The sequence below is a fragment of the Microcystis sp. CS-574 genome (assembly GCF_028329095.1).
Classification (GTDB): domain Bacteria; phylum Cyanobacteriota; class Cyanobacteriia; order Cyanobacteriales; family Microcystaceae; genus Microcystis; species Microcystis ichthyoblabe_A.
In genome coordinates this window covers 1-22,291 of the sequence record NZ_JAQMSY010000169.1, presented here as the reverse complement: position 1 = coordinate 22,291, position 22,291 = coordinate 1, and the positions used below count along the sequence as shown (strand labels likewise).

Genomic DNA, 22,291 nt, shown 5'->3' with positions numbered 1-22,291 from the left:
TCCCAGGTTTGGTGGGTAAAATGTATTCTAAGATACATTCCTCCTAGCGAGGGGGTGGAACGAACCACAAAGACACAAAGGACACAAAGATCGATCGATCATATAGTAAGTTAAACTTATCACACAGAACCTAGAAGAGCCTCAAGCTTCCTCTCATGCTGAAAACTTCGATCGCCCTAGGATTTTTTCTCACTCAATCTTTGCCCCTTAATCCGCAAGTGCAGGGGGTGGCTAATCATTTAATTGGGGTTATGGATACCAGGGAACAAGCGCAGACTAACCCCCGCATTGCTAAGGTGCAAATGACCACCTGTGCCGTGGATTTTTCCCCGAAACAGGATAGTATTTATCTTTATCAGGAACAGGCAATTATCGATCGCTTAAATCAACCCTATCGTCAAAGAATTTTAGTCATTCAACCTAGCGCTGATAATTCCACTGTGGAATCGAAAGCTTATAAGTTAAATAATGCCCCTAACTTTATTAATTTTTGTAACAAAGACTTGACAGAAAGAAAATTAAATGTATCAGATTTGGCTGAGTCGGTGTGTACTGTGTTTTTAAAACCGATAGCGGGGGGTTATCGGGGAGAAACTCCCCCCCAGGGTTGTCCCACGAATGCCAGAGGTGCGGTAAAAATAACTAATACAATTATTCTACATTCCCAGGGCATGGATACCAGCGATCGAGGTTATGATAGCCTTGGCCGGCAGGTATGGGGAGCGCAGGATAATGTCTATCAATTTCGCTGGCAAAAACCCTAAAATCGGCTTTCCTGTTTCATTAATGCCACATCGAGAGCAAAATAGGTCAAAATCAAATCGGCCCCCGCTCGTTTCATACTGATTAAAGTTTCCAAAATCAGGCTTTTTTCGTCAATCCAGCCCTGTTTTGCCGCCGCTTTAATCATTGCGTATTCACCACTGACGTTGTAAGCGGCGACGGGAAGATGGCTACTATCGCGCAGACGACGGATAATATCGAGGTAGGCCAGAGCGGGCTTAACCATAATAATATCTGCCCCTTCTGTTATGTCTAAACTGGCTTCCCGTAAGGCTTCCCGACTATTAGCCCCATCCATTTGATAGGTTTTCTTATCACCAAATTTTGGCGCTGATTCTAAGGCATCTCGGAAGGGACCATAATAAGCAGAGGCATATTTAGCCGTATAAGCGAGAATTCCCACATCTAAATAGCCAGCCGCATCTAAAGCTCGACGGATCGCCCCAACCCTACCATCCATCATATCGGAAGGAGCGACGAAATTAGCCCCGGCTGCCGCTTGTGAGAGCGACATTTTCACTAAAACTTCTAGGGTTTCATCGTTGAGAATTTTACCGTCCTCCACAATACCATCATGACCATAAATCGAAAAAGGATCGAGGGCCACATCGGTGATAATAATTATTTCAGGGACTTCTTTTTTGATCGCTTTCACTGCCCTTGGCACTAAACCATCGGGATTATAACTTTCTCTACCGAAATTATCTTTTTTATCTTCGGCAATCAGAGGGAAAAGAGCGATGGCATTAATGCCTAAATTATAAGCATTAACCACTTCTTTGAGCAATAAATCAAGGGAATAACGATAACAATCGGGCATAGAAGAAATAGCCACCTTTTGATTTTCTCCCTCCATGATAAAGAGGGGATAAATCAAGTCATTAACGGTTAATTCGGTTTCACGAACAAGACGGCGAATCGCTGGAGTATAACGAAGACGACGGGGACGAATCAGCATGATAACAGCGCGTCAAAAATAAAAAGTAAACAGTAAATAGCTGGTTTTGCTCTAGTTTTTTACCTAGGAAAAAACTGGGGATAGGACGATCAAATAATCCCAATCCCCCTGACTAATTAGTGAAAATCGGGACTATGACGAATCAAACTCATAAACTCTTGACGAGTCTTAGCAGAATCGGCAAAAATACCGCGCACGGCACTCGTAGAAGTCCAAGAACCGGGTTTTTCAACCCCGCGCATTACCATACACATATGAGTCGCTTCAATCACCACAGCTACCCCTTGAGGTTGTAGTAATCCTTGCAAAGCATCGGCAATTTGTGCGGTTAAACGTTCCTGTACTTGCAGTCGTCTGGCGTACATTTCACAGATGCGGGCAATTTTCGATAAACCGATCACTTTCCCGTTAGGAATATAGGCAACATGAGCGCGGCCGATAATTGGTAAAATATGGTGTTCACAGGAGCTAAAAATATCGATGTCTCGGATTAAAACCATCTCGTTAGCATCCTCGTGAAAAACTGCCCCATTCAGCAATTCATCCAGGGATTGCTGATAACCAGAAGTGAGAAATTTTAGGGCTTTTACTACTCGTTTAGGAGTGTCTCGTAAACCTTCGCGATCGGGATTTTCTCCTAATCCTAACAGCAGTGTTCGTACCGCTTGCATCATCTCGGCTTCTGATACCGGCGATTTAGGTTCGGTAATCACTTCGGGAAAGTGATTGTAGTCATCATTGTCAAAAATTGCTTTGGACTTAGCTAAGGTCATAGATATTTTTATGGACTCCAATAGTTAATTGATCGGCCGAGTTTTCTGATTTTACCAATGTTAATAAATACCCTTTGCTAGAGTATTTATTTTTCTGGGCATCTAGACGATAACTAATGAAAGCTATCGGGTTATTCCCTCGTCTTTGGGTTTATCTCCGGTGCGGAAATCTGGAAAAATTGATTTTCCTAGTCACCGAAAAAGTCTTGAGTATCTCCCTCGTTAATTGAGGGCAGAGTTCCACTGCACAATTAGTTTATTTTGTCAAGTAGTTCGTTTGTTTGGTATTTTAGCTTTCCTAGAATGATAATCGTTATCATTTTAACAAAAAATTTAGATTTACGAACAAAAACTTTGTCGTCAGATAAATATAGTCCTGTTAAGCTGTTTAAACTATTTTGAAGAGATAAGCATATTTTGGGATTTTATCGCTTATATTCAGCAATATTACTGATTTTTTGCTATTCTTCCTCCGAGTATAAATCCGCCGGAGAAGCAAGGCGATCGAGAAAGAGTATTCCTTCCAGATAATCCTATTCGTGTTGAAAAATAGTTAGTAAAAGTATAGTCAAATGATGAATCGGCAAAAAATGATGGCCAGTTCCGGTCTAATCCTCTTAAAACTTGTTGGGAAACTTTAGCGGGTAAAGCTTGATACTGTTCTGTCTTTTTCATCAGAGAGGCCATCTGATTATAGGTCTTGAAACTTTACAATACAACCCACATTCTGCACTTCAACTTGTAGTATAACTGGTAGCATATAAAATGAAAAACCAGTTAAGTATTTATACTTATAATCTTAGGGAAGAAAAAGTGGCTCTCTTATTCTTTGTTTGATCAGTTTAACTTAATATAGAAGCGATCAATCTTTGCGTCCTCTGTGTCTGGAGTGGTTCCTTCCACTCCCTCGCCAGCAGGAATGTATCTTAGAATACATTTTACCCACCAAACCCAAGGGAGCCAAAAAGTGAGAAACTAAAAAGGTTCTCAAAAAATATTCAAGTCAAGAAAAATGTCAAAGATAGAAGTAAAAAATCTAGATCACTTAGGAATAGTAGCGGGAATAATTGATGAAATAGGAATCGAAGAGATAATTAACTTAAAATTAGGAATAGATCAGCGAGAGAAAATAACATTTTGAGCGCTAATTGCCTACTCTCATCTTAACCAAATTCTTAAATCTTACTGAAATCGTCTAAAACTGACTGAAAGTGTTGGCTAATTTATCAGCAATTCCCTCGATCCAAATTTCATCTTGTTTAGTATAACTGCGCGGCGCATTTGCCGCCAAAATTAACACCCCTTCCTTACCGATGGGTTGACAGATTAAGCCTTGGGTGTTTTCCGGCAAATAGTCAAATTCGATTTTGGCGGGATATAAATTTAAATTAACTAAATAGACGGCTTTACCGGTTTCTAAAACTCTTTTGATAATATTACTAACTTTAACTTCAGAATTCTGGCTTAAGATACCGCGACGTAATAAAACCTTTCCCTGATAATAAACGATCAGAGATTTTGTCACGGTGTTGGTTAAAAGTAAATGGGAAGCCCAAGCAAGCTCAATTTTAACTGATTCTGGCAAATCTGGGGCAAATTCCAGACCTTCGCGCCCGATTAATTCCACCGCATCCGGTAAGCGGGGTTGAACTCTTTGCCAGATTAAACCCACCAAAATTAAAACCCCACTCAAAATCACTCCCATCACATCGGAACGCGCTTGCGATGGGGTTAAATCGGCAGTGGCAAAACGATTAAACATTAATACCGTACCCCCGACGATGCCGGCGAACAGGGGTAACAGTCTTAAAATACGATTGGGATCAGCTGGTGCCATAGCTGAGAACTATTCCTCGTCTAGTTCTAAAATCCGCTGGAAAAGATAGCCTGTACCTCTAGCGGTGAGAATTAACTCAGGATTGCTGGGATCATCTTCTAATTTGGCTCGTAAACGGGAAATATGCACATCTACCACCCGCGTATCCACATGACGTTCGGGGGTATAACCCCAAACTTCCTGAAGGATTTCCGAGCGGGAAAAAGCTTCTCCTGATCGACTGACCAATAATTCTAGTAAACTAAATTCCATACCGGTCAGACGGATGCGTTCATCCCCCTTATAAACTTGGCGTTTATTGGTATCGATTTTAATGGAACCGATATGAATCACACCGGAACTAGGAATCCCCGGAGCGCCATTTTTCTCTACCCGACGCAACACCGAACGAATCCGCGCCTCGAGTTCTTTGGGAGAAAAAGGTTTAACTACATAGTCATCCGCGCCCAATTCTAGCCCAGTAATTCGATCGGCCACATCGCCCAAAGCGGTTAACATAATGATAGGAATATCCGATTCTTTGCGGAGTTCCTGACAGACACCGTAACCGTCTAATTTCGGCATCATCACATCCAAAACCACTAAATCGGGTTCGGCGGTGCGGAAGGTTTCTAAAGCTTCCTCTCCGTCGGCGGCGGTGACGACTTCATAACCAATCATCGACAAACGAGTCTCTAAGATACGACGGATGCTGGCTTCATCATCAACAACGAGAATTTTTTCCTTCTGGTTCTCCAACTGAATTAACACTCCTTAGTTAAATAGTGTGATGAATTTTAAAGTTAAATAACGAGCGTTCCTGTTTATAGAATATCCCTTTGCCGTTATCATTAAGCCTAAATTTCCTATTTTATTTCTTTTATGGCAATTATCAATAACTTTAGGGTCTTCCTTCCCCTCTATCATACTTAACTAAATTTGACAAGAGAATTGATCCTCAAACTGCTTTTCTTCAACTTTTCTTAAAAAACATGGCGAAATCGCGAACAATATATATCTGTAGCGCTTGTGGGGCGGAATCTCCCCAATGGTTGGGAAAATGCCCCAGTTGTGACACCTACGGGACGCTAGAAGAACAAGTGATGGCTGGTGGCAATAATCCGGCGGGAAATCGCCCAGGATGGCAAAATAGTCGCCCAAATAACGGCAAAGGGCAACGCAACCCGCAACCGCGCATCTCGGTGCGCTTCTCGGAAATTACCCAGTATGAACAGGAACGTTTTCCCTCTGGTTACGGGGAATTCGATCGCGTTCTCGGTGGTGGCATTGTCCCCGGTTCTCTTGTACTCATCGGCGGCGATCCGGGTATCGGCAAATCGACGCTTTTACTGCAAGTTACCAACCAACTCGCCCAAAGATTACCGCGCATCCTCTACGTTTCCGCCGAAGAATCGGGACAACAGATTAAACTGCGGGCTGCCCGTTTGGGGGTGGGAGTGGTTGCCGTGGAGTCGGAAAATAACGGCAATGGCAAGGAGAAAAAAGCCTCCGAATCAACCTCAGAACTCGATAATCATCTCTATGTTCTGCCAGAAACCGATTTAGAGGAAATTTTGCGAGAATTAGAATCTTTACGCCCACAGGTGGCGGTAATTGACAGTATTCAAACTCTTTATTTTGGGGCGTTAACTTCCGCACCGGGATCTGTCGCCCAAGTTCGCGAATGTACCTCCGCCTTGATGCAGGTGGCAAAACGGGAGAATATTACTTTATTAATTGTCGGTCATGTGACTAAAGAAGGAGCGATCGCTGGTCCGCGAGTTTTGGAACATTTGGTCGATACGGTGTTATATTTTGAAGGCGATCGCTATGCCTCCCATCGTCTCTTAAGATCTGTGAAAAACCGTTTTGGGGCAACCCATGAGATCGGTATTTTCGAGATGGTGGATCACGGTTTGGTGGAAGTGGAAAACCCCTCAGAATTGTTTTTAGGCAATCGCGACGAATTTTCCCCGGGTACGGCGACGGTGGTAGCCTGTGAAGGTACACGCCCGATTGTGGTGGAGTTACAGGCATTAGTTAGCCCCACCAGCTACGCTTCCCCGCGAAGATCGACTACCGGCATAGAATACAACCGATTACAGCAAATTCTCGCCGTTTTAGAAAAGCGCGTCGGTATTCCTTTATCGAAATTAGATGCCTATGTTGCCTCCGCAGGAGGGTTGGGAGTGGAAGAACCGGCGGCGGATCTGGGAGTTGCGATCGCTGTTGTCGCTAGTTTTCGCGATCGAGTCGTGGATCCGCGCACAGTCTTAATCGGGGAAGTGGGATTAGGCGGACAAGTGCGCTTGGTGTCGCAAATGGAACTAAGATTAAAGGAAGCGGCGAAATTGGGCTTTAAACGGGCGATTGTCCCCAGAGGTCAAGTTTATCCCGAAGATGTGGGCTTAGAAATTGTTCCAGTTGGCAAGGTAATCGAGGCAATTGTCGCCGCAATTCCCCCCCAGCAGCGCTTTGGGGAAGATATGGAAGAGGAGGAAGGGGAAGGGCAAGAATAACGGTACAATGCTAAAAAAGATTAAATTACTTGGGAGATTTTCACCATGTCTGTGTTAGCTGTTGCTGCTTTGGCGGGTTATCTGATCGTTTTTACCGGAATTGCCCTCGGTCTCTTTTTCGGTCTGCGCTCCGCTAAAATTATCTAGTATATAAACAGGAAAAAGCTTTAGTGATCGGTTTAACTGGTCACTATTGCCAATTCTAGGGGAAATAAAAAATGACTGTTATTCTAGACTTAAAAACTCTCTACGAAATTGATGATTCTCTCTGGTTAGAAGAAACTATCGAACTCTTGAAAGCGAAAAAATTTGACGCTTTAGATTTAGACAATTTAATCGAGGAGTTAGAAGACTTGGGGAACGAAAAAAGGTTTCGTGTTGCTAGTTTTTTACAGCAAATTATTAGACATTGTTTATTATTACAGTTTTGGACAAGGGAAAGAGAATATAATCAAGCTCATTGGCAAGCAGAGATAGTGAGTTTTAAAGATCAACTAAAACGTTATTTAACCACAAATCTTCGTAAATATCTAGAACAGGAATTTGAGCAAATTTATTTTGAGTCCGTGCGATACGTTCGTCAAAAAACCGATAATAAAGTCAACTTTCCTGATATTTGTCCCTACAGTTTAGAAGAACTTCTCGATCCTAATTGGCTACCACCTTACGAATAAAGGAGATGATAATGACTGTTATCCCCGACTTAAAAACTCTCTATGAGATTGATGATTCTCTTTGGTTAGAAGAAACTATAGAACTGCTCAAGGCTAAAAATTTTGAGGCTTTAGATTTAGAGAATTTAATCGAGGAGTTAGAAGACTTGGGAAACGAAAAAAAGTTTCGTGTTGCCAGTTTATTAGAGCAAATTATTCGTCATGCTTTGTTACTGCAATTTTGGACAGAGAAAAGAGCATATAATCAGGATCACTGGGAGTTAGAAATAGTCAACTTTCAAATTCAGCTAAAAAGATACTTAACCACCAATCTCCGTAATTATTTACAAAATGAATTAACTAACATTTATGAAGATGCAGTTTTCTTTGTCAGAAAAAAGACAAAAAATCAAGTTATTTTTCCCGATACTTATCCCTACAGTTTAGAAGAACTTCTCGATCCCAATTGGCTACCACCATACGAATAAAGGAAATGATAATGACTGTTATTCCCGACTTAAAAACTCTCTACGAAATTGATGATTCTCTCTGGTTAGAAGAAACTATCGAACTCTTAAAAGCGAGAAGATTTGACGCTTTAGATTTAGATAATTTAATCGAGGAGTTAGAAGATTTGGGAAACGAAAAAAAGTTTCGTGTTGCTAGTTTTTTACAGCAAATTATTCGTCATGCTTTGTTACTGCAATTTTGGACAAGGGAAAGAGAATATAATCAAAGTCATTGGGAATCAGAACTGGTAAATTTTCAAGATCAATTAAATACCTACCTAACGGCAAGTTTACGGAAATATTTAGAACAAGAATTTGATAATATTTATCAGAAGGCAACCCGTTATGTGAGAAAAAAGACAAAAAATCAAGTTATTTTTCCCGATACTTGTCCCTACAGTTTAGAAGAACTTCTCGATCCCAATTGGCTACCACCATACGAATAAAGGAGATGATAATGACTGTTATTCCCGACTTAAAAACTCTCTACGAAATTGATGATTCTCTCTGGTTAGAAGAAACCATCGAACTCTTAAAAGCGAAGAGATTTGACGCTTTAGACTTAGAAAACTTAATCGAGGAGTTAGAAGATTTGGGAAACGAAAAAAAGTTTCGTGTTGCTAGTTTATTAGAGCAAATTATTAGACATTGTTTATTGTTACAATTTTGGATAAGGGAAAGAGAATATAATCGTTCTCATTGGCGTTCAGAAATCGTCAATTTCAAAAACCAGATCGACACTTATTTAACTACTAATCTCCACAATTATCTCACTCAAGAATTACCTCGTATTTACCAGAAAGCTTTAAATTATGTTAGAGAAAAAACCGATAATCAAGTTAGTTTTCCTGGGGAATGTCCCTACAGTTTAGAAAATCTTCTTGATCTCGATTGGTTCCCCCCAGAAAATGAATAAAGGAAAAAATGAAATGCTGAAAAAGTTTCTACGTTGGCTGATTATTGGGGGAACCTTATTTTTTGTTCTCAGTAACCTTAAAAATAACTGGGATAACGTCACCTCAGTTAGAATTGAAAATCATGGCTGGTTATTTCTTTTCTTGGCACTTGTAACCACTGTTATCGCTCAAATTTGGGCAGGATGGGTGTGGACATGGATACTCAAAAGCTATCAACAACCGATTAAAACCTCCACAGGAATTGGCATCTATATGATTACCAATTTAGGAAAATATCTACCTGGTAATATCGGTCACTTTTATGCTCGCATCGTGGCAATTAATAAAGCAGGAAGTGATTGGGGAATCGCCAGTTTAAGCGTTTTATTAGAACTTTTATTGCTGGTGTGTGCAGCCTTAGCCATAGCAGTTATTGGTAGTGGTTTAGGTTGGATGAAATCTAGCTCAAGTCTAGGGATACAGATATTAGTTTTAGGATTAATTTTAATCAGCATTCATCCCAAATTTTTAAATTATCCTCTCAAAATCCTTAGCCAAAAGAAAAAGATTGCTCAAGAACCTGTTTATCTAAATAAATATCCTCTCGTCCCTCTCTTGGGTGAAACTGGATTTTTATTGTGGCGCGGTGCGGGTTTTATTTTAGCTTGGATGGTGTTAAAAATGATTACCCCCGCTCAGATTTTACCCCTCTTAGGAACCTTTAGTTTTGCTTGGTTATTGGGTTTAGTTGTCCCCGGAGCGCCGGGGGGATTAGGAGTGTTTGAAGCTACAGCGATTGCACTTTTTGACACAGAAAAATTTCCCGCCGCTAACGTACTTGTCACCGCTGCTATCTATCGTTTAATTAGCATTCTCTCCGAAGTCATTGCCGCCGGAATCGGGACAAAATTAGTTAAAGATAAAGCCAAGTTTTTTGGTTAGCTTAAGGATATTATTCGGGTGTGTTAGGCCAGTATAATGCACCCGGAAGAAAAGTTTTTATCATTGTTAAGCGAAGATAATTTTCTCAACTCCTAACATCTATCTCCTCACTCCTAAATTCTGATGTAACATAGGATCAATAATCAGCAAAAACATGGATACTCCCACCTAGAGAGGCCGAAAAAATGACGATTGCCAAAAGCGACGAAACTGCCACCTCTCCGGCACTGATAGAAGAAGATTTCGAGGACTTCTGGGAACCCCCCCCACCCCCCACAGACTTAATTTTTGATGATGGTGAACCTTTGGAAAGCAACCGACACCGCATTGCCATGAATGTCTTGATTCGCTCCCTACAGCAGGGTTACGGCGAACGAGACGACTTCTACACCGGTGGCAATATGTTTATTTATTTCAGCCGTGAACAAGCCAAAAATCGCGATTTTCGCGGGCCAGATTTCTTCGCTGTCCTCAATGTCGATGGTACGAGAGAGCGACAGGGTTGGGTAATTTGGGAAGAAGAGGGACGTTATCCTGACGTTATCGTGGAATTAACCTCTCCTAGTACCGCTAAGACTGATAAAGTGCGAAAAAAGGCAATTTATGAGGGAACCTTCCGCACGCCAGATTATTTCATCTACGATCCTTTCGATGGCAATTCTTTACAAGGATGGCATTTAGGGTCAGACCAACGCTACCATTCCTTAGAACGAAACGAGCGCGGCTGGTTATGGTGCGAAACTTTAGGCTATTGGTTGGGAACTTGGGAAGGCACTATTGACCGAGAAACGGCAATCTGGGCAAGATTTTATGACTCGGAAGGCAATTTAATCCCCTTGCCAGAAGAAGCAGCCCAGGAGCAAGCGGCTGCAGCACAGGAGCAGGCGGCTGCAGCACAGGAGCAGGCGGCTGCAACACAAGAGCAATTAAATGCTACTCAGCAAGCTCTGGAAGCGGAAAGACAGCGTTCTCAACGGCTGGCAGCTCGTTTGCAGGAAATGGGGATAGAGCTATAGTATAGCTGTATTTGTTTAGGTGAGGAGGTAAACTGCTCCTGTTCCTCCTCGCTCAAAGTCGGTTAATTTCTCCTTTCACGGTTGAGGGAGCCTGTAATCCCAGTCTATTTGAAATCTAGCTCGACATCTGTTTGCTGCTGTGATCAGCTTTTGACCAGTGAGTAATTATTGATCAGAGTTTTCTTGGATTCTTTCTTAAACAGTAAACAGTGAACTGAAAACTCAAATTTGATAACTGATAACTGATAACTGATAACTGATAACTGTCTCAACTAGGAAATTTATTTGGCACGACTACTTATATGTCTAATCTATCTTTGGGCGCACAACCTCCTCTAGAATTTATACCCCCTGACCTTAATCTCTTGCTTTTAAAGGGATGTCAAATCTTTTTACCTCTCTGGTTACAAACTCAAACCAACTTAGGAGAAATTTCCGCCGCTAATCTAGAAACTTTAATCACATTTTATCAAAAAAGTCAAGAGAAAAAAGTCCGTTTACTGCTTGCCTTTCGTCATCCCAGTATTAACGATCCCTACTGTATGGCCTATCTTTTGTGGAAATTAGTACCCAAAAAAGCCCAAGAGTTAGGAATAAAATTAAACACTCCAATTCACGCTCATTTTATGTACGATCGAGGGATTCCTTTATGGGCGGGAGAAAGGGTAGGATGGTTATATTCTAAGTTAGGTGGCACACCAATTCAACGGGGAAAAGCTGATTTAATCGGATTGCGTTCGGCTCGTCGTTTATTATTAGAAGGAGATTATCCTTTAGCCGCCGCTCCGGAAGGGGCAACTAACGGACATAATGAGCTTGTGAGTGCGATTGAACCGGGTATTTCTCAATTGGCTTTTTGGGGGGTGGATGATGTCAGAAAAGCTAAACAAGAGCAAGAAGTAATTATTTTACCTATTGGTATTCAGTATTTTTATCTGACTCCAGTGTGGCAAGAAATCGAGCGAATTTTAACTAATTTAGAAACCGATAGCGGTTTAAAAACAATCCCAAATTTATCCCTAGAAGAAAAGGTTTTATACGAGCGTCTTTTTCGTTTAGGAGAAAGATTATTATCCTTAATGGAGGATTTTTATCGAGATTTCTACTATCAATCTTTGCCTGTAGTGCCTGCCAATGGTGATGATCCAAATGAAACCCTAGCCAAACGTTTAGCCAATTTATTAGATGTGGCCTTACAAACCGTAGAAAAGTATTTTAATCTTTCTCCTAATGGTAATGTAATTGATCGCTGTCGTCGTTTAGAACAAGCAGGATGGGAACGCATTTATCGGGAAGAATTAAAACCCACTCATTCTATTTCTCCCCTTGAATTAGGATTAGCTGATCGCCTGGCCGATGAAGCTAATTTAAAAATGTGGCACATGAGAATTGTCGAAAGTTTCGTCTCAGTAACTGGTTATTATGTCAAAGAAAAACCCACCGTAGAAAGATTTGCTGAGACAATTTTATTACTCTGGGATTTAGTGACAAGAATTAAGGGAGGTAATCCCTTTTTCCGTCCCCAAATTGGTCAACAAAAAGCGATAATAACTATCGGTGAGCCTATTTCCGTATCCGAGCGCTATGCCGATTATAAAAGCGATCGACGCTCGGCCGTAGCACAATTAACCCAAGATTTACAAACCAGTTTAGAAAGTTTAATTATTCATCAGTAGATAATTAATATCAAAATGTTTTAATTTTTTATCCTATCTATGAGTAAATATAAAACTTTGCATATCAAAGAATCTATCTCTCTTTTAAAAGTCTATCTGCTAGAGGCAGAAAAAACTCAGCCGATACAAGCATTGATTGACTTTAAAACATCTCAGTCTGATAATATTAGACAGTTTGCTCAATTTTCAGATTATAGCTATAGCACATTATACAAATGGTTTAGGCGTTATCGTCAGCAAGGAATTAGAGAATTTATCAAAATTAATCCTCTAGAATCAACCATTGGAGAAACATTAATTAATCGAGACGGTGAAGTTATTTTTTACCAAGAAATATTCAATGATAAACAAAGTGAATATTTGCTAAATATTTTGCAAAATGAGATAGCTTGGCGACAGGATTATATAAAAATGATGGGGCAAACCTTACCTCTACCTCGATTAACTGCTTGGTATGGCGATTCAGATAAATCCTATACTTATTCAGGAATTAATATGAATCCTCTTGCTTGGACAGATACCTTATTATATATTAAAGAGAGAGCGGAAACTCTAGCAGGTACGAAATTTAATAGCGTGCTTCTGAATTTTTATCGAGATGGTCGAGATAGCGTCGCTTGGCATAGTGATGATGAACCAGAATTAGGCAAAAATCCAGTTATTGCATCGGTTAGTTTTGGCAGCACAAGAAAATTTTCACTTAAACATAAACAGGAGGAAGATATTATCAATCTTGAGCTAACATCAGGTAGTTTGCTAATCATGCGCGGAGCAACTCAACGCCACTGGTTACATCAATTACCCAAAACTAATCACAATATTTCTGCGAGAATTAATCTTACTTTTAGGAATATTATCTAACTATGAACGAACTTAACAATTTATACCACTTAATTATCGAAAATTTAATTGATCTGAATAGATTACAGGGAAAAAGTCTTAGTATTAAATCTTACTTACAATCTTTGCAACCTGATGTTAAACGACTAAGAAGTAGTTTTCATACTAATCATGTAAGTGTAGATTATTCTAATTATAACACTCAGGCTGCTTACTTACTGGCTTACTATCCTCATTATGTAGAAATGACTTATAGAGTTTTGGAAAGCTTGCAAGAAAAAGACCCCAGCTTGATGCAGCTAGTTTTTGATAAAAAACATCTCAAAGTTTGTTTATTTTGCGCGGGTGCTGCACCTGAAGCTCTTGGTTTATTAAGTTTTTTACGACAATTTTACCCAGAAGTAAAATCGATAGTTATCTATTCCTACGACCTATATTCTGATACTTGGCGAATCAGTCAAGACATCACTAAAAATATAATCAACAATTGCTTTAAAGACTATCATTTTGCTCTCCTCAGTCATCATTTAGATATAAATCAAATTGATTCTTTTTTTTCAATAGTTAGTAATATAAAAGACAGCAGTATTTTCATGTTTCAAAACTGTTTAAATGAATTTGGAAAAAATGATAAAGATTTAAAAACAATACTTGAAAACATGAAATTCTTATCAGAAAATATGCCTAGCCATAGCTTTATGTTTATAAACGATTTGAGATTATACACTCAAGTTAACAGAATTATAGATAGTATTATTAGTATAATTAATGATTTAAATAAAACGAACTTTGATGATTACAATGAACAAGCATTTTTGATCAATAAGAGTATGGAAGAAACTTTCAAATCATCAATCGCCATTTCTGATAATGTAACGAAATATTTATTAACGGGTGCGAACAACTTAATTCCCAGAAAAATAATTAATTATAATTATCTTAGCGTTTACAAAATTTTCACGAAAGAAAACAAGCTATTTGAACAAAGTATTGATAATAAATATATCGATTTGTTAGAACAATTTAACCGACTACAAACTAAGTTTAATAGTTTTGATGTTAAGCTAGAACAGTTATTAGCTGTTGAAAGTAATTATTTAAAAATTTCTGAGATTGTAGAATCCTATGATCAAAAATTAGAGGAATTTCAGACAACCTTGCAAAAGCAAAAAGATACAATACAAGCTGATTTAGAAACTTTTAAATCTCATCTGCAAAATCTTGAGACTAAGAACTCGAAACAAAAAATTAAGTTAGAGGAAATTGAGCGCAGACTGAATCGTTTTCAGGAAGAACGAAAAAACTTAACACGCCAACTAGAGAGAAATCGCAAAGCCGTTATATTCGCCATCTTAATTGGCTTGCTAGGGGTTATTTTAGGAGTTATTGCTCTATTTCGATGAAAATAATAGACAATAATTAGGTTTTGCTGAAAAAGTTTGTTGTTGGAGTCAGTTATCAGTTATCAGTTATCAGTTATCAGTTATCAGTTATCAGTCATCAGTTATCAGTTCTCAGTTCACTGAGAAAACACCCCACACCCCACACCCCACACCAGGAAAAACTTTTTCAGCAGACCCTAGTATAGGAGATAGTACGGGAATCTGGAAAAACTCAATACCGAAAACCCTACCCCGGTCAGACAATCTTTTATCTATCCTAAAAGTGTAGAGATAAACCAACATCTCTAGCGTTAAGAAAACTTCGGAGGTGACTTATATGGCACTTATACGCTGGGAACCTTTCAGAGAAGTAGAAAGCCTACAGAAAGAAATGAATCGCTTGTTGGACCGTATTGTGCCGACTGATGTAGGCAATGGCGAAAAAGTGGGGTTATCCTTCATCCCGGCGGCGGAAATGACCGAAACGCCAGAGGCAGTTCAGCTTAAACTGGAAATACCCGGTATGGAAGCCAAAGACCTCAACGTGGAAGTAACAGCCGATAGTCTGACCATTAATGGTGAAAGAAAATCGGAAATTAAAACCGAAGAAGAAGGATTTACCCGCACTGAATTCCGTTATGGTAAATTCCATCGGGTTATTCCTCTACCGGTTCAGGTTGATAACACTAACGTGGCTGCTGAATACAAAGATGGTATTCTCAATCTCACCCTCCCGAAAGCGGAAGAAGAAAAAAATAAAGTGGTGAAAGTGTCCATCAGTCCTGCCATTGCTCAATGATATAGCACTCATTGTCCGGTCTTAAGCGAAAGAGTTGACCTAGTCTGATTAAACCGAAGCGGGAGTATTAAATCATACTTCCGCTTTTAGCTTCTTAACCCTTTAACTTAAAACTTCTAACACTGCTTGGGGTGATAATTTATCTTTAAACCAGATAACCTGAGCGGGTAGATTTTGAAATTTAACTCCGGCTTTTTCTAGATTTAACCGTTCCGATACGGCTAAAATTAGATTATTTGCTTGGGCCGATTTAACCTGTAAAAATTTCTTTTGTAGGTATTCTGGTCGCCAATAACCAACAATTTCGAGGAGGAAAACGCGACCATCGGGATGCACTAAACGGAAATCGGGAATCATCACTCCTCCGGGTAAAGGCACTAAATCTACTTCCCTTTCTAACTGCCATTCAGTTTTTAACTGTAACCAACGTTTAGCAAAAGATTCCTCTAACATACTATCGTAGGGTTTACCCGGGGAATAGTGGGACACCAGACCACAGTTATCCTCTAAATTGAACTGTTGTTTTTTAATAGTTCCTGTATAGGAATCTTTATACTGTAATTGTGCCTTCAAATTCCAGTGAGTAACATGGAGTAAGGCAGGAATTAATTTAGCGATTTCAATGCCATAACGACTATTAGCTTTAAATAAACTGGTGGGACCATCGATAGTAATAGTAAATCCCGTGTCGGCATCCCCTTCGATATAAGTCATTAAACGAAATAGTTTTAGATAGCGAAAGAGATATTTATATTCCCCCGGATCATTGCGATGGACGTTGATGATTAAATAACTGGCCCGATAAAAAATCCCTTGAATTTGCGAGAGGTTAAAACGATGAATTAAGTTTTCGGGGGTGGGAGCATCAAATTGAGTGAGAATTTTATTCTCCGCTAAATCAGCATAGAGTCCTTTTTCTAGAGCTACTGGAAAAATTTCTTGATTTAATTCTTGGCTGAGTTGCTGGGCAATTTTTTCCAGAATTAGCGATCGATTTTGGGGAATAGGAACAAAGTTAGCCGCTTGTTCAAAAACTCTTTTTCTTAATTCCTGTGGTTCTAAGGGACTAATAATCTCAAAGTTGGCAAAATGATTGGTTAATAGGTGAGCAAATCCCCGTTTAATTTTATAATCGGGACTGTCTCCCTCCAAGATTAGGAGTTTTTGGCTTAATTCTCCCTTAGTTTGACCGATACTTTCCTGAAAACAGCTGATTTGTTCTTTGGCGATCGCCAGATAATCGGCAGCGATCGGTAAGCGTTTGGGAACAATTGTCTCGCCATTTTGACGGGAAATCAATAAATCGGTCGGTAACATGGCAAGCTAGAGAAGAATAGTCAGATGGGGAGAGGTGGGACGACAAGGAAAGGTCGAAACCCCAAAAATCCCCCGATTCTAACTATTTTGGTCGATATAACGCTCTAAATCCTCGATCACACGGGTTAATTCTGCTTCTGTGGTTAAGCGCAGGCGATCATCGCGAACCGTTAACAAAACTTTAGCCGAAAAAGGATTCGGATAAATATTGGGATTACAAAACACTTCCAGAAACACATCACCAGTGTGCTGATATTCCAGCGGTTTTTGGGGTTGGGGTTTACCCCCACTAGCGGCATTACTGGCGATCGCTTTCAGTCGATCGAGTAAAATGTTAATTTCCCTTTGCAAATCCAGAGCAGCACTGGGACTGAAACGAAAAGTAACGGAACCTTGCAAGAGATTAAGAGTTAAAGGAATCATCGAAGAAATCAGGTTAAGAGAAAGCCTGCAGCTAATTATATTAATTTGGGGAAATTTGGGGAAATTAGGTTTTGGGGGATGGTTCAGCCAACAGTAATCAGTCAGGTTCTTCGTTACTAGGTCCGGTTCGATCGGGTGATCGCTAAATCATCCCTTATAACCCCGTCCATTGCATAAGCAGGAACCGAAAGGCCATCAGTGAACTGATAACTCACCACTGATAACTGATAACTGATAACTGATAACTGAAGTTACCGACGCGGAACGAGATTAATCCGGCCTTCGTCCATTTCATCCATGAGTAACTCGAGGGCCTCGTAATCCACATCAGAAACGTAGCCAAGACGACCGAGGAGTTCACTGATTCCGTTCTCGATTTCTGGGGTGATTTGACGATAATATAGGGCTTTTTCCACTAATTGGCGGATAGTCGGCTGGGTATCCACAATTTCCTTACTCTAGCTCAATAAATCTAGTTTCTGTATCCTGCTTTACTTTATTTTAACAAAAATACCGATAGAATAGTGGGTTATCATCAGTTATTCGGGATTAGAGCTTAAACCTAACGACTTTCCCCTAGTGTTCACCCTAATAAGCCTTGATGACTGTTTCTCTTTACTGCCCAGATTATGAGGTTAACCTAAAACCAGTTCCTCCCTACAGGGGTCAAGATTAAGAAAAGATTAATCTTTTCAAGAGAGAGGAAATTTATCAAGACCGGGGTTGCAAAATCAGAAAGTTAGGACATAATAGCGGTATCTGATTTCTAGTTAAAAGGTTCATTTATGAATTTCAAAGCCCAGCCATGAAAAGTCCCGTAAAAGTCCCAGAAATTGCTCTATTTGAGCCAAGTGGCTATATTACCGCCGCTAACGTCCTAGAATTTCAAGAGCAGCTCACCAATCTGGTTAACCGGAGTCGCTCTATCACTTTTCTCGTGGATATGAGTAGGGTGGAATTCCTCGACAGCGCTGGATTAATGGCTTTAGTTACCGTCTTTCGTCTGGCTCAAAGTCAAGAAAAATCCCTCAATATCTGTTCTATTCCACCTTCAGTCAAGATTATCTTTGAATTAACCCAACTGGACAGGGTTCTCTCGATTTTCCCTAGCCGTGCTGACTTTGATGCTGTTATCACCCTCCCCCAAGCGGCGTAAGCCGACAAAATAGGGTTTCTCGCCGTAATTTCTTGGCTGCACTCTCAATTCTACCGATAAATCACCTCTTGACCGGATAGATTCCCATTTATATAACCCACTCCTCATGACAACAATTTTTCTCAAGGAGAGCCATTATACTGCTGAGATGGCTCTCCTCCTGTTTGGATATTATCTCTAGGGACAAACTACTCTACACTTGTTCGGAGCAGCTCACAAAAGACTGTCTGTTAAGAAATTCCATGACTTTAGTGATGACAGGGGGGAAGGGGGGCAAGATGGTAGATAGGTAATGAGTAGTAATTTCCTAGAATCCATGACAGTCAACAATCTCCAGTATGCTTATTTTCCCGGTTGTGTCGCCCAAGGTGCCTGTCGGGAACTATATCTATCCACGGCAGCCCTGACGGAAGCTTTGGGGATTAATTTAGTCGAACTCAAAAAAGCTGCCTGTTGTGGTTCGGGAACCTATAAGGAAGATTCGCAACTCTTGGAAGATGCCGTCAATGCGCGCAATATTGCCCTAGCAGAAGCCCTCAATTTACCCCTGTTGACTCACTGTAGCACCTGTCAAGGGGTGATCGGTCATGTGGATGAGCGCTTGAAGGAAGCAAAGCATAATAATCCCAATTATGTTGAGGAAGTTAATAATTATTTACAGAAAGAACATTGTTCCCCCTACCAAGGTACGACGACGGTTAAACACCTACTCTGGGCAATTGTCGGCGATTATGGCTTAGATAATCTGGCGGCCAAGGTGATTCGTCCCTTATCAGGCTTAAATTGTGCCGGTTTTTATGGTTGTTATCTCCTGCGGGCCCAGGATACTCTCCCCTACGATAATCCTTTTCAGCCGGAATCCCTAGAAAATGTCTTTCGAGCGGTGGGAGCAAATCCGATTTATTATCAAGGACGCACTCAATGCTGTGGTTGGCCCCTGTCCAGTTATGCCACCACCCAATCGTTCCAAATGGCAGGAAAACACATTTTAGAGGCCATGGCAGCGGGGGCCGATTGTTTAGTCACCCCTTGTCCTTTATGCCATCTTAATCTTGATTCCCGACAACCGGAAGTGGCAAAAGTGATCGGTCGAAGTTTAGGTTTACCTGTACTACATTTTTCCCAATTAGTCGCTTTAGCGGTGGGAGTCAGTCCCGATCGTTTAGGATTAGATCGACACATCGTTTCCACTAAATCCCTCTTAAAGAAATTGGGGTTTTAGAACTCAATCAGGAGTGTTAGCAATGGATTGGTTAAAAAGAATTTTTGGCTTAGATAAACCGGCAGATGCCGCTAGTGCGATCACAGGTAAAGCCGCTGCTGCGGGTATTCCCCCCGAAAGAGTCGGATTAGACGGAAAATACGACGAAAGCGGCCTAGCTAAACGAGTAGTTTTAGCTTTTGACGAGACACCGGATTTAGCTGATGAAGACAAATTGTGGGTCGCTCAAACTGGTGGTAAAGTTGTACTAAAAGGCAGGGTTTCCCATCAGGCGACTTTAAATAAAATGGTAGCAATTGCCAGTAAAGTCCATGGGGCAACCAGCGTCGATACCAGTCAAGTAACTATTGGGTGAAGTCGAACGGCTGTATTCCCCGTGAAAATTAACCACTGAGTAGGTGGATTGGCATTTTTTTGTCCCTAGGTTGTTGTTAGGTCATTGCCGGCTGATTAATCATGGTTAAATGTTAATCGGCTTTTCCTTTTAGGGAGACAAAACCGGGCCTATGGGAATTACTATTGTTACTATTTTGCGGGGTATGAAAACGATTTCTCAGTTCGGGGGGAGTGGGTAAACCCTGTTTCATTTCCGCCACTTTTAAGAGGATCAAATACTCATAAAAAGCTTGCAGAGTACACCAAGCAAAACCAGCTTTACCATCGAGAATTCCCGCTAGGATAAAATACATATAAAACCAACGAAGCAAGGGACGAAAAGGCAATCGTAGGGATAAATCTTTTAAAGCTCTCCGTCTATCTACTTCGGTTTCACCAAAAAATAAATTTTTCCAACTAACACCCCCGTTAGCCAACTGATGTAGGGTTTCTGCTGCTTCATCGGTAGAATAACGATTGTGTTTTTCAATCCAACGACTTAAACCCTTACTACAGGTATAGTGGGGATAGGTTTCTTCTAAAAAAGAGGTTTTTCCTCGACATTCTTCCCTTTCCGTGTGACCATAATCGCTAAACCAGACTTGATCTTTTCTAAATAGACGCATTTGATAACGGGGATACTGGGTGCTGCGACGAATCCAAGTTCCCATAAACATAACTCTTTCGGCCACATAAAAACCAGTAAATTCTGTCTGTTGCGTGGCACTCAGACATTCTGCATACAGTTGGGGTGTCATCCTTTCATCTGCTTCGAGAATATAAACCCAATCGTATTTAGTCTCGATATTTTCTAACATCCAAGTTCTTTGTTTACCATGACTTTCAAATTGATGCTGAATCACGCGCACTGGATAACGAGAAGCAATCTCTACTGTTTGATCGCTACTGTAGGAGTCAACCACAATCACATCATCGGATAGAAGTGCCGATTCTACACAGGCGGCAATATCAATTTCTTCGTTATAGGTGAGAATGTAAATGGAAAACATGGATATAATATGGTGTTTGATTATACGCAAACCGATCGGGCAGTAGTCCTATTTTGTACCAGAAAAAGCGGAACAAAAACCCATGTTATGCCAGAAACTTTCTCAAAACTACTAGACTGAGCCTATTCTACCCTTGATCGCCATTTTGTCAATATTCTTTAAGTATTACTTGAAAAATTCTTTACCTGAGCTGACAGCGACCGGCGATGAGCTATTCCCCGCCATGAGATAATAGACGGTGCTTTATCTCTCCAGTAATTTTCGATGACTGCTGTTTCCGAGTGTTTTCGTTCTCTCCGTTCCCAGGGGAATTGTGCCTTGATTCCCTTTATTACTGCCGGTGATCCCGATTTATCTACTACTGCCCAAGCTTTACGCATTTTAGACCGGGCAGGGGCTGATCTGATCGAGTTGGGGGTTCCCTATTCCGATCCTCTTGCGGATGGTCCGGTTATTCAAGCGGCAGCCACCCGCGCTTTAAATCGGGGTGTCAAGTTGGAAGATGTGCTAGAAATCGTCAAAAATGCTCAAGGAGAGGTGAAAGCTCCGATTATTCTGTTTACTTACTATAATCCTATCTATCATCGCGGGATAGATGTCTTTTTAGACCAAATTAAAGCAGCCGGGGTGAGTGGTTTGGTGGTTCCCGATTTACCCCTAGAGGAAGCGGAAAGTCTGCTGCAACCGGCTGCCGCTAAGGGAATTGAAGTCATTTTATTGGTAGCGCCTACCAGTCCCCCGGAACGAATACAAGCGATCGCCCGGCAATCCCAAGGTTTTATTTATCTGGTTAGTGTCACGGGAGTGACGGGAATGCGGAAGCAAGTGGCCACCAGAGTGGAGGAATTGCTCGATTCTATCCGTTCTGTCACCGATAAACCCGTCGGGGTAGGATTTGGCATTTCTGACGCGACACAGGCGCTACAGGTGAAAAACTGGGGTGCTGATGCGGTAATTGTCGGCAGTGCCATGGTTAAACGTTTGGCCGATAATTCCCCCGGCGATGGTCTAAAATCCCTCGAAGAACTTTGCCGTAGTTTAAAACAGGCGATTCGTTGACATCCTCACCGCCGTAAACGGACGGTGATTCCCAAACCTCACGATTTGGGTTTCTGCTTCTTTCCCGAAGGATTTTTCGCACCTGCCTTAACAGATTTACTCTGTTCTGGTCTTATGGTCGCTCGACAGACTGACACCGCAAGCCCTGCGGCCAAAATATTTTTACT

At 40.9% G+C, this 22,291-nt stretch carries 25 protein-coding genes and 3 pseudogenes; 18 read left to right on the top strand and 10 right to left on the bottom strand.

All coding sequences use genetic code 11. The features are described 5' to 3' along the window. Nucleotides 1-155: 155 nt before the first annotated feature. Nucleotides 156-764: a chromophore lyase CpcT/CpeT gene (locus PN470_RS13665; protein WP_271939405.1), complete on the top strand. Its 609-nt coding sequence runs from the start codon at nt 156-158 to the stop codon at nt 762-764. On the opposite strand, the gene hemB is transcribed toward PN470_RS13665, so the two are convergent. From hemB to PN470_RS22190, 3 genes and pseudogenes are all read right to left on the bottom strand, one after another. Further along, nucleotides 761-1,741 (bottom strand): porphobilinogen synthase, encoded by a 981-nt coding sequence (hemB, locus tag PN470_RS13660; protein WP_130756599.1) that lies wholly within the window; start codon nt 1,739-1,741, stop codon nt 761-763. The two genes, PN470_RS13665 and hemB, sit on opposite strands and share 4 nt — an antisense overlap. A 116-nt stretch (nt 1,742-1,857) precedes the next feature. After that, entirely contained in the window at nt 1,858-2,514 is a 657-nt protein-coding gene (gene folE, locus PN470_RS13655) for a GTP cyclohydrolase I FolE (protein WP_272104689.1), read from the bottom strand. A 461-nt stretch (nt 2,515-2,975) separates the two neighbouring features. After that, nucleotides 2,976-3,065, bottom strand: a pseudogene (locus tag PN470_RS22190) (peptide deformylase); the annotation flags it as partial. Between the two features lie 461 nt (nt 3,066-3,526). Between PN470_RS22190 and PN470_RS13645 the strand changes: the two are divergent. Beyond that, a pseudogene (locus PN470_RS13645) lies at nt 3,527-3,649 on the top strand (DUF4277 domain-containing protein); the annotation flags it as partial. A gap of 60 nt (nt 3,650-3,709) precedes the next feature. Here the strand turns inward: PN470_RS13645 and PN470_RS13640 are convergent. Together PN470_RS13640 and rpaB are read right to left on the bottom strand one after the other, a co-directional pair. Beyond that, nucleotides 3,710-4,351: a cofactor assembly of complex C subunit B gene (locus tag PN470_RS13640; protein ID WP_002731649.1), complete on the bottom strand. Its 642-nt coding sequence runs from the start codon at nt 4,349-4,351 to the stop codon at nt 3,710-3,712. A gap of 9 nt (nt 4,352-4,360) precedes the next feature. After that, a complete protein-coding gene (rpaB, locus tag PN470_RS13635) occupies nt 4,361-5,089 on the bottom strand; it encodes a response regulator transcription factor RpaB (protein WP_002734727.1) in 729 nt (242 codons plus the stop codon). A gap of 233 nt (nt 5,090-5,322) precedes the next feature. Between rpaB and radA the strand changes: the two genes are divergently transcribed. From radA to PN470_RS13575, 12 genes are all read left to right on the top strand, one after another. Next, on the top strand, nt 5,323-6,849 hold the full coding sequence (radA, locus tag PN470_RS13630; protein ID WP_002791326.1) for a DNA repair protein RadA: 1,527 nt from the start codon (nt 5,323-5,325) through the stop codon (nt 6,847-6,849). A gap of 45 nt (nt 6,850-6,894) precedes the next feature. Beyond that, entirely contained in the window at nt 6,895-6,996 is a 102-nt protein-coding gene (gene petL, locus PN470_RS13625; RefSeq protein WP_002752397.1) for a cytochrome b6-f complex subunit PetL, read from the top strand. Nucleotides 6,997-7,067: 71 nt separating this feature from the next. Then, on the top strand, nt 7,068-7,523 hold the full coding sequence (locus PN470_RS13620) for a DUF29 domain-containing protein (protein WP_016515036.1): 456 nt from the start codon (nt 7,068-7,070) through the stop codon (nt 7,521-7,523). Nucleotides 7,524-7,534: 11 nt separating this feature from the next. Next, the gene (locus PN470_RS13615; RefSeq protein ID WP_272104688.1) at nt 7,535-7,990 is read left to right on the top strand and encodes a DUF29 domain-containing protein; all 456 of its coding nucleotides are present in this window, start codon (nt 7,535-7,537) and stop codon (nt 7,988-7,990) included. A gap of 11 nt (nt 7,991-8,001) precedes the next feature. Further along, nucleotides 8,002-8,457: a DUF29 domain-containing protein gene (locus tag PN470_RS13610; protein WP_123230049.1), complete on the top strand. Its 456-nt coding sequence runs from the start codon at nt 8,002-8,004 to the stop codon at nt 8,455-8,457. Between the two features lie 11 nt (nt 8,458-8,468). After that, nucleotides 8,469-8,927: a DUF29 domain-containing protein gene (locus tag PN470_RS13605; protein WP_272104687.1), complete on the top strand. Its 459-nt coding sequence runs from the start codon at nt 8,469-8,471 to the stop codon at nt 8,925-8,927. Continuing rightward, nucleotides 8,920-9,849 (top strand): lysylphosphatidylglycerol synthase transmembrane domain-containing protein, encoded by a 930-nt coding sequence (locus PN470_RS13600; RefSeq protein WP_272104686.1) that lies wholly within the window; start codon nt 8,920-8,922, stop codon nt 9,847-9,849. Before PN470_RS13605 ends, PN470_RS13600 begins: the two co-directional genes overlap by 8 nt. A 185-nt stretch (nt 9,850-10,034) precedes the next feature. Continuing rightward, nucleotides 10,035-10,865 carry a Uma2 family endonuclease gene (locus PN470_RS13595; protein WP_272104685.1) on the top strand — a complete coding sequence of 277 codons (831 nt, stop codon included), beginning with the start codon at nt 10,035-10,037 and terminating at the stop codon, nt 10,863-10,865. Nucleotides 10,866-11,167: 302 nt separating this feature from the next. Further along, a complete protein-coding gene (locus PN470_RS13590) occupies nt 11,168-12,541 on the top strand; it encodes a 1-acyl-sn-glycerol-3-phosphate acyltransferase (RefSeq protein ID WP_272104684.1) in 1,374 nt (457 codons plus the stop codon). A 39-nt stretch (nt 12,542-12,580) separates the two neighbouring features. Next, nucleotides 12,581-13,402 (top strand): alpha-ketoglutarate-dependent dioxygenase AlkB, encoded by an 822-nt coding sequence (locus PN470_RS13585; protein WP_002776277.1) that lies wholly within the window; start codon nt 12,581-12,583, stop codon nt 13,400-13,402. Nucleotides 13,403-13,404: 2 nt separating this feature from the next. Next, nucleotides 13,405-14,784 carry a hypothetical protein gene (locus PN470_RS13580; RefSeq protein ID WP_103111883.1) on the top strand — a complete coding sequence of 460 codons (1,380 nt, stop codon included), beginning with the start codon at nt 13,405-13,407 and terminating at the stop codon, nt 14,782-14,784. Nucleotides 14,785-15,100: 316 nt separating this feature from the next. Then, on the top strand, nt 15,101-15,562 hold the full coding sequence (locus PN470_RS13575) for an Hsp20/alpha crystallin family protein (RefSeq protein WP_002733604.1): 462 nt from the start codon (nt 15,101-15,103) through the stop codon (nt 15,560-15,562). 102 nt (nt 15,563-15,664) lie between these two features. Here PN470_RS13575 and PN470_RS13570 read toward each other — a convergent pair whose 3' ends face one another. The 3 genes from PN470_RS13570 to PN470_RS13560 form a co-directional block, all read right to left on the bottom strand. Then, on the bottom strand, nt 15,665-16,879 hold the full coding sequence (locus tag PN470_RS13570) for a DUF790 family protein (RefSeq protein WP_271939385.1): 1,215 nt from the start codon (nt 16,877-16,879) through the stop codon (nt 15,665-15,667). Between the two features lie 78 nt (nt 16,880-16,957). After that, nucleotides 16,958-17,302 (bottom strand): hypothetical protein, encoded by a 345-nt coding sequence (locus PN470_RS13565; protein WP_002732938.1) that lies wholly within the window; start codon nt 17,300-17,302, stop codon nt 16,958-16,960. A gap of 251 nt (nt 17,303-17,553) precedes the next feature. Further along, the gene (locus PN470_RS13560; RefSeq protein ID WP_002734413.1) at nt 17,554-17,748 is read right to left on the bottom strand and encodes a hypothetical protein; all 195 of its coding nucleotides are present in this window, start codon (nt 17,746-17,748) and stop codon (nt 17,554-17,556) included. Between the two features lie 359 nt (nt 17,749-18,107). On the opposite strand from PN470_RS13560, the gene PN470_RS13555 reads away from it, so the two are divergent. The 3 genes from PN470_RS13555 (at nt 18,108) to PN470_RS13545 (ending at nt 20,035) form a co-directional block, all read left to right on the top strand. After that, entirely contained in the window at nt 18,108-18,458 is a 351-nt protein-coding gene (locus PN470_RS13555; protein WP_002742362.1) for an STAS domain-containing protein, read from the top strand. 292 nt (nt 18,459-18,750) lie between these two features. After that, nucleotides 18,751-19,680, top strand: a complete 930-nt coding sequence (locus PN470_RS13550; protein ID WP_002776286.1) for a CoB--CoM heterodisulfide reductase iron-sulfur subunit B family protein — start codon at nt 18,751-18,753, stop codon at nt 19,678-19,680. 22 nt (nt 19,681-19,702) lie between these two features. Next, nucleotides 19,703-20,035 (top strand): BON domain-containing protein, encoded by a 333-nt coding sequence (locus tag PN470_RS13545; RefSeq protein WP_002734904.1) that lies wholly within the window; start codon nt 19,703-19,705, stop codon nt 20,033-20,035. 112 nt (nt 20,036-20,147) lie between these two features. Here the strand turns inward: PN470_RS13545 and PN470_RS13540 are convergent, their stop codons facing one another. After that, the gene (locus PN470_RS13540; protein WP_002732786.1) at nt 20,148-21,065 is read right to left on the bottom strand and encodes a glycosyltransferase family 2 protein; all 918 of its coding nucleotides are present in this window, start codon (nt 21,063-21,065) and stop codon (nt 20,148-20,150) included. A 264-nt stretch (nt 21,066-21,329) separates the two neighbouring features. Here PN470_RS13540 and trpA point away from each other — a divergent pair, with 264 nt between their 5' ends. After that, entirely contained in the window at nt 21,330-22,124 is a 795-nt protein-coding gene (gene trpA, locus PN470_RS13535) for a tryptophan synthase subunit alpha (protein WP_002732665.1), read from the top strand. 38 nt (nt 22,125-22,162) lie between these two features. Here the strand turns inward: trpA and PN470_RS13530 are convergent. Then, nucleotides 22,163-22,291: pseudogene (locus PN470_RS13530) on the bottom strand (RNA-guided endonuclease TnpB family protein); the annotation flags it as partial.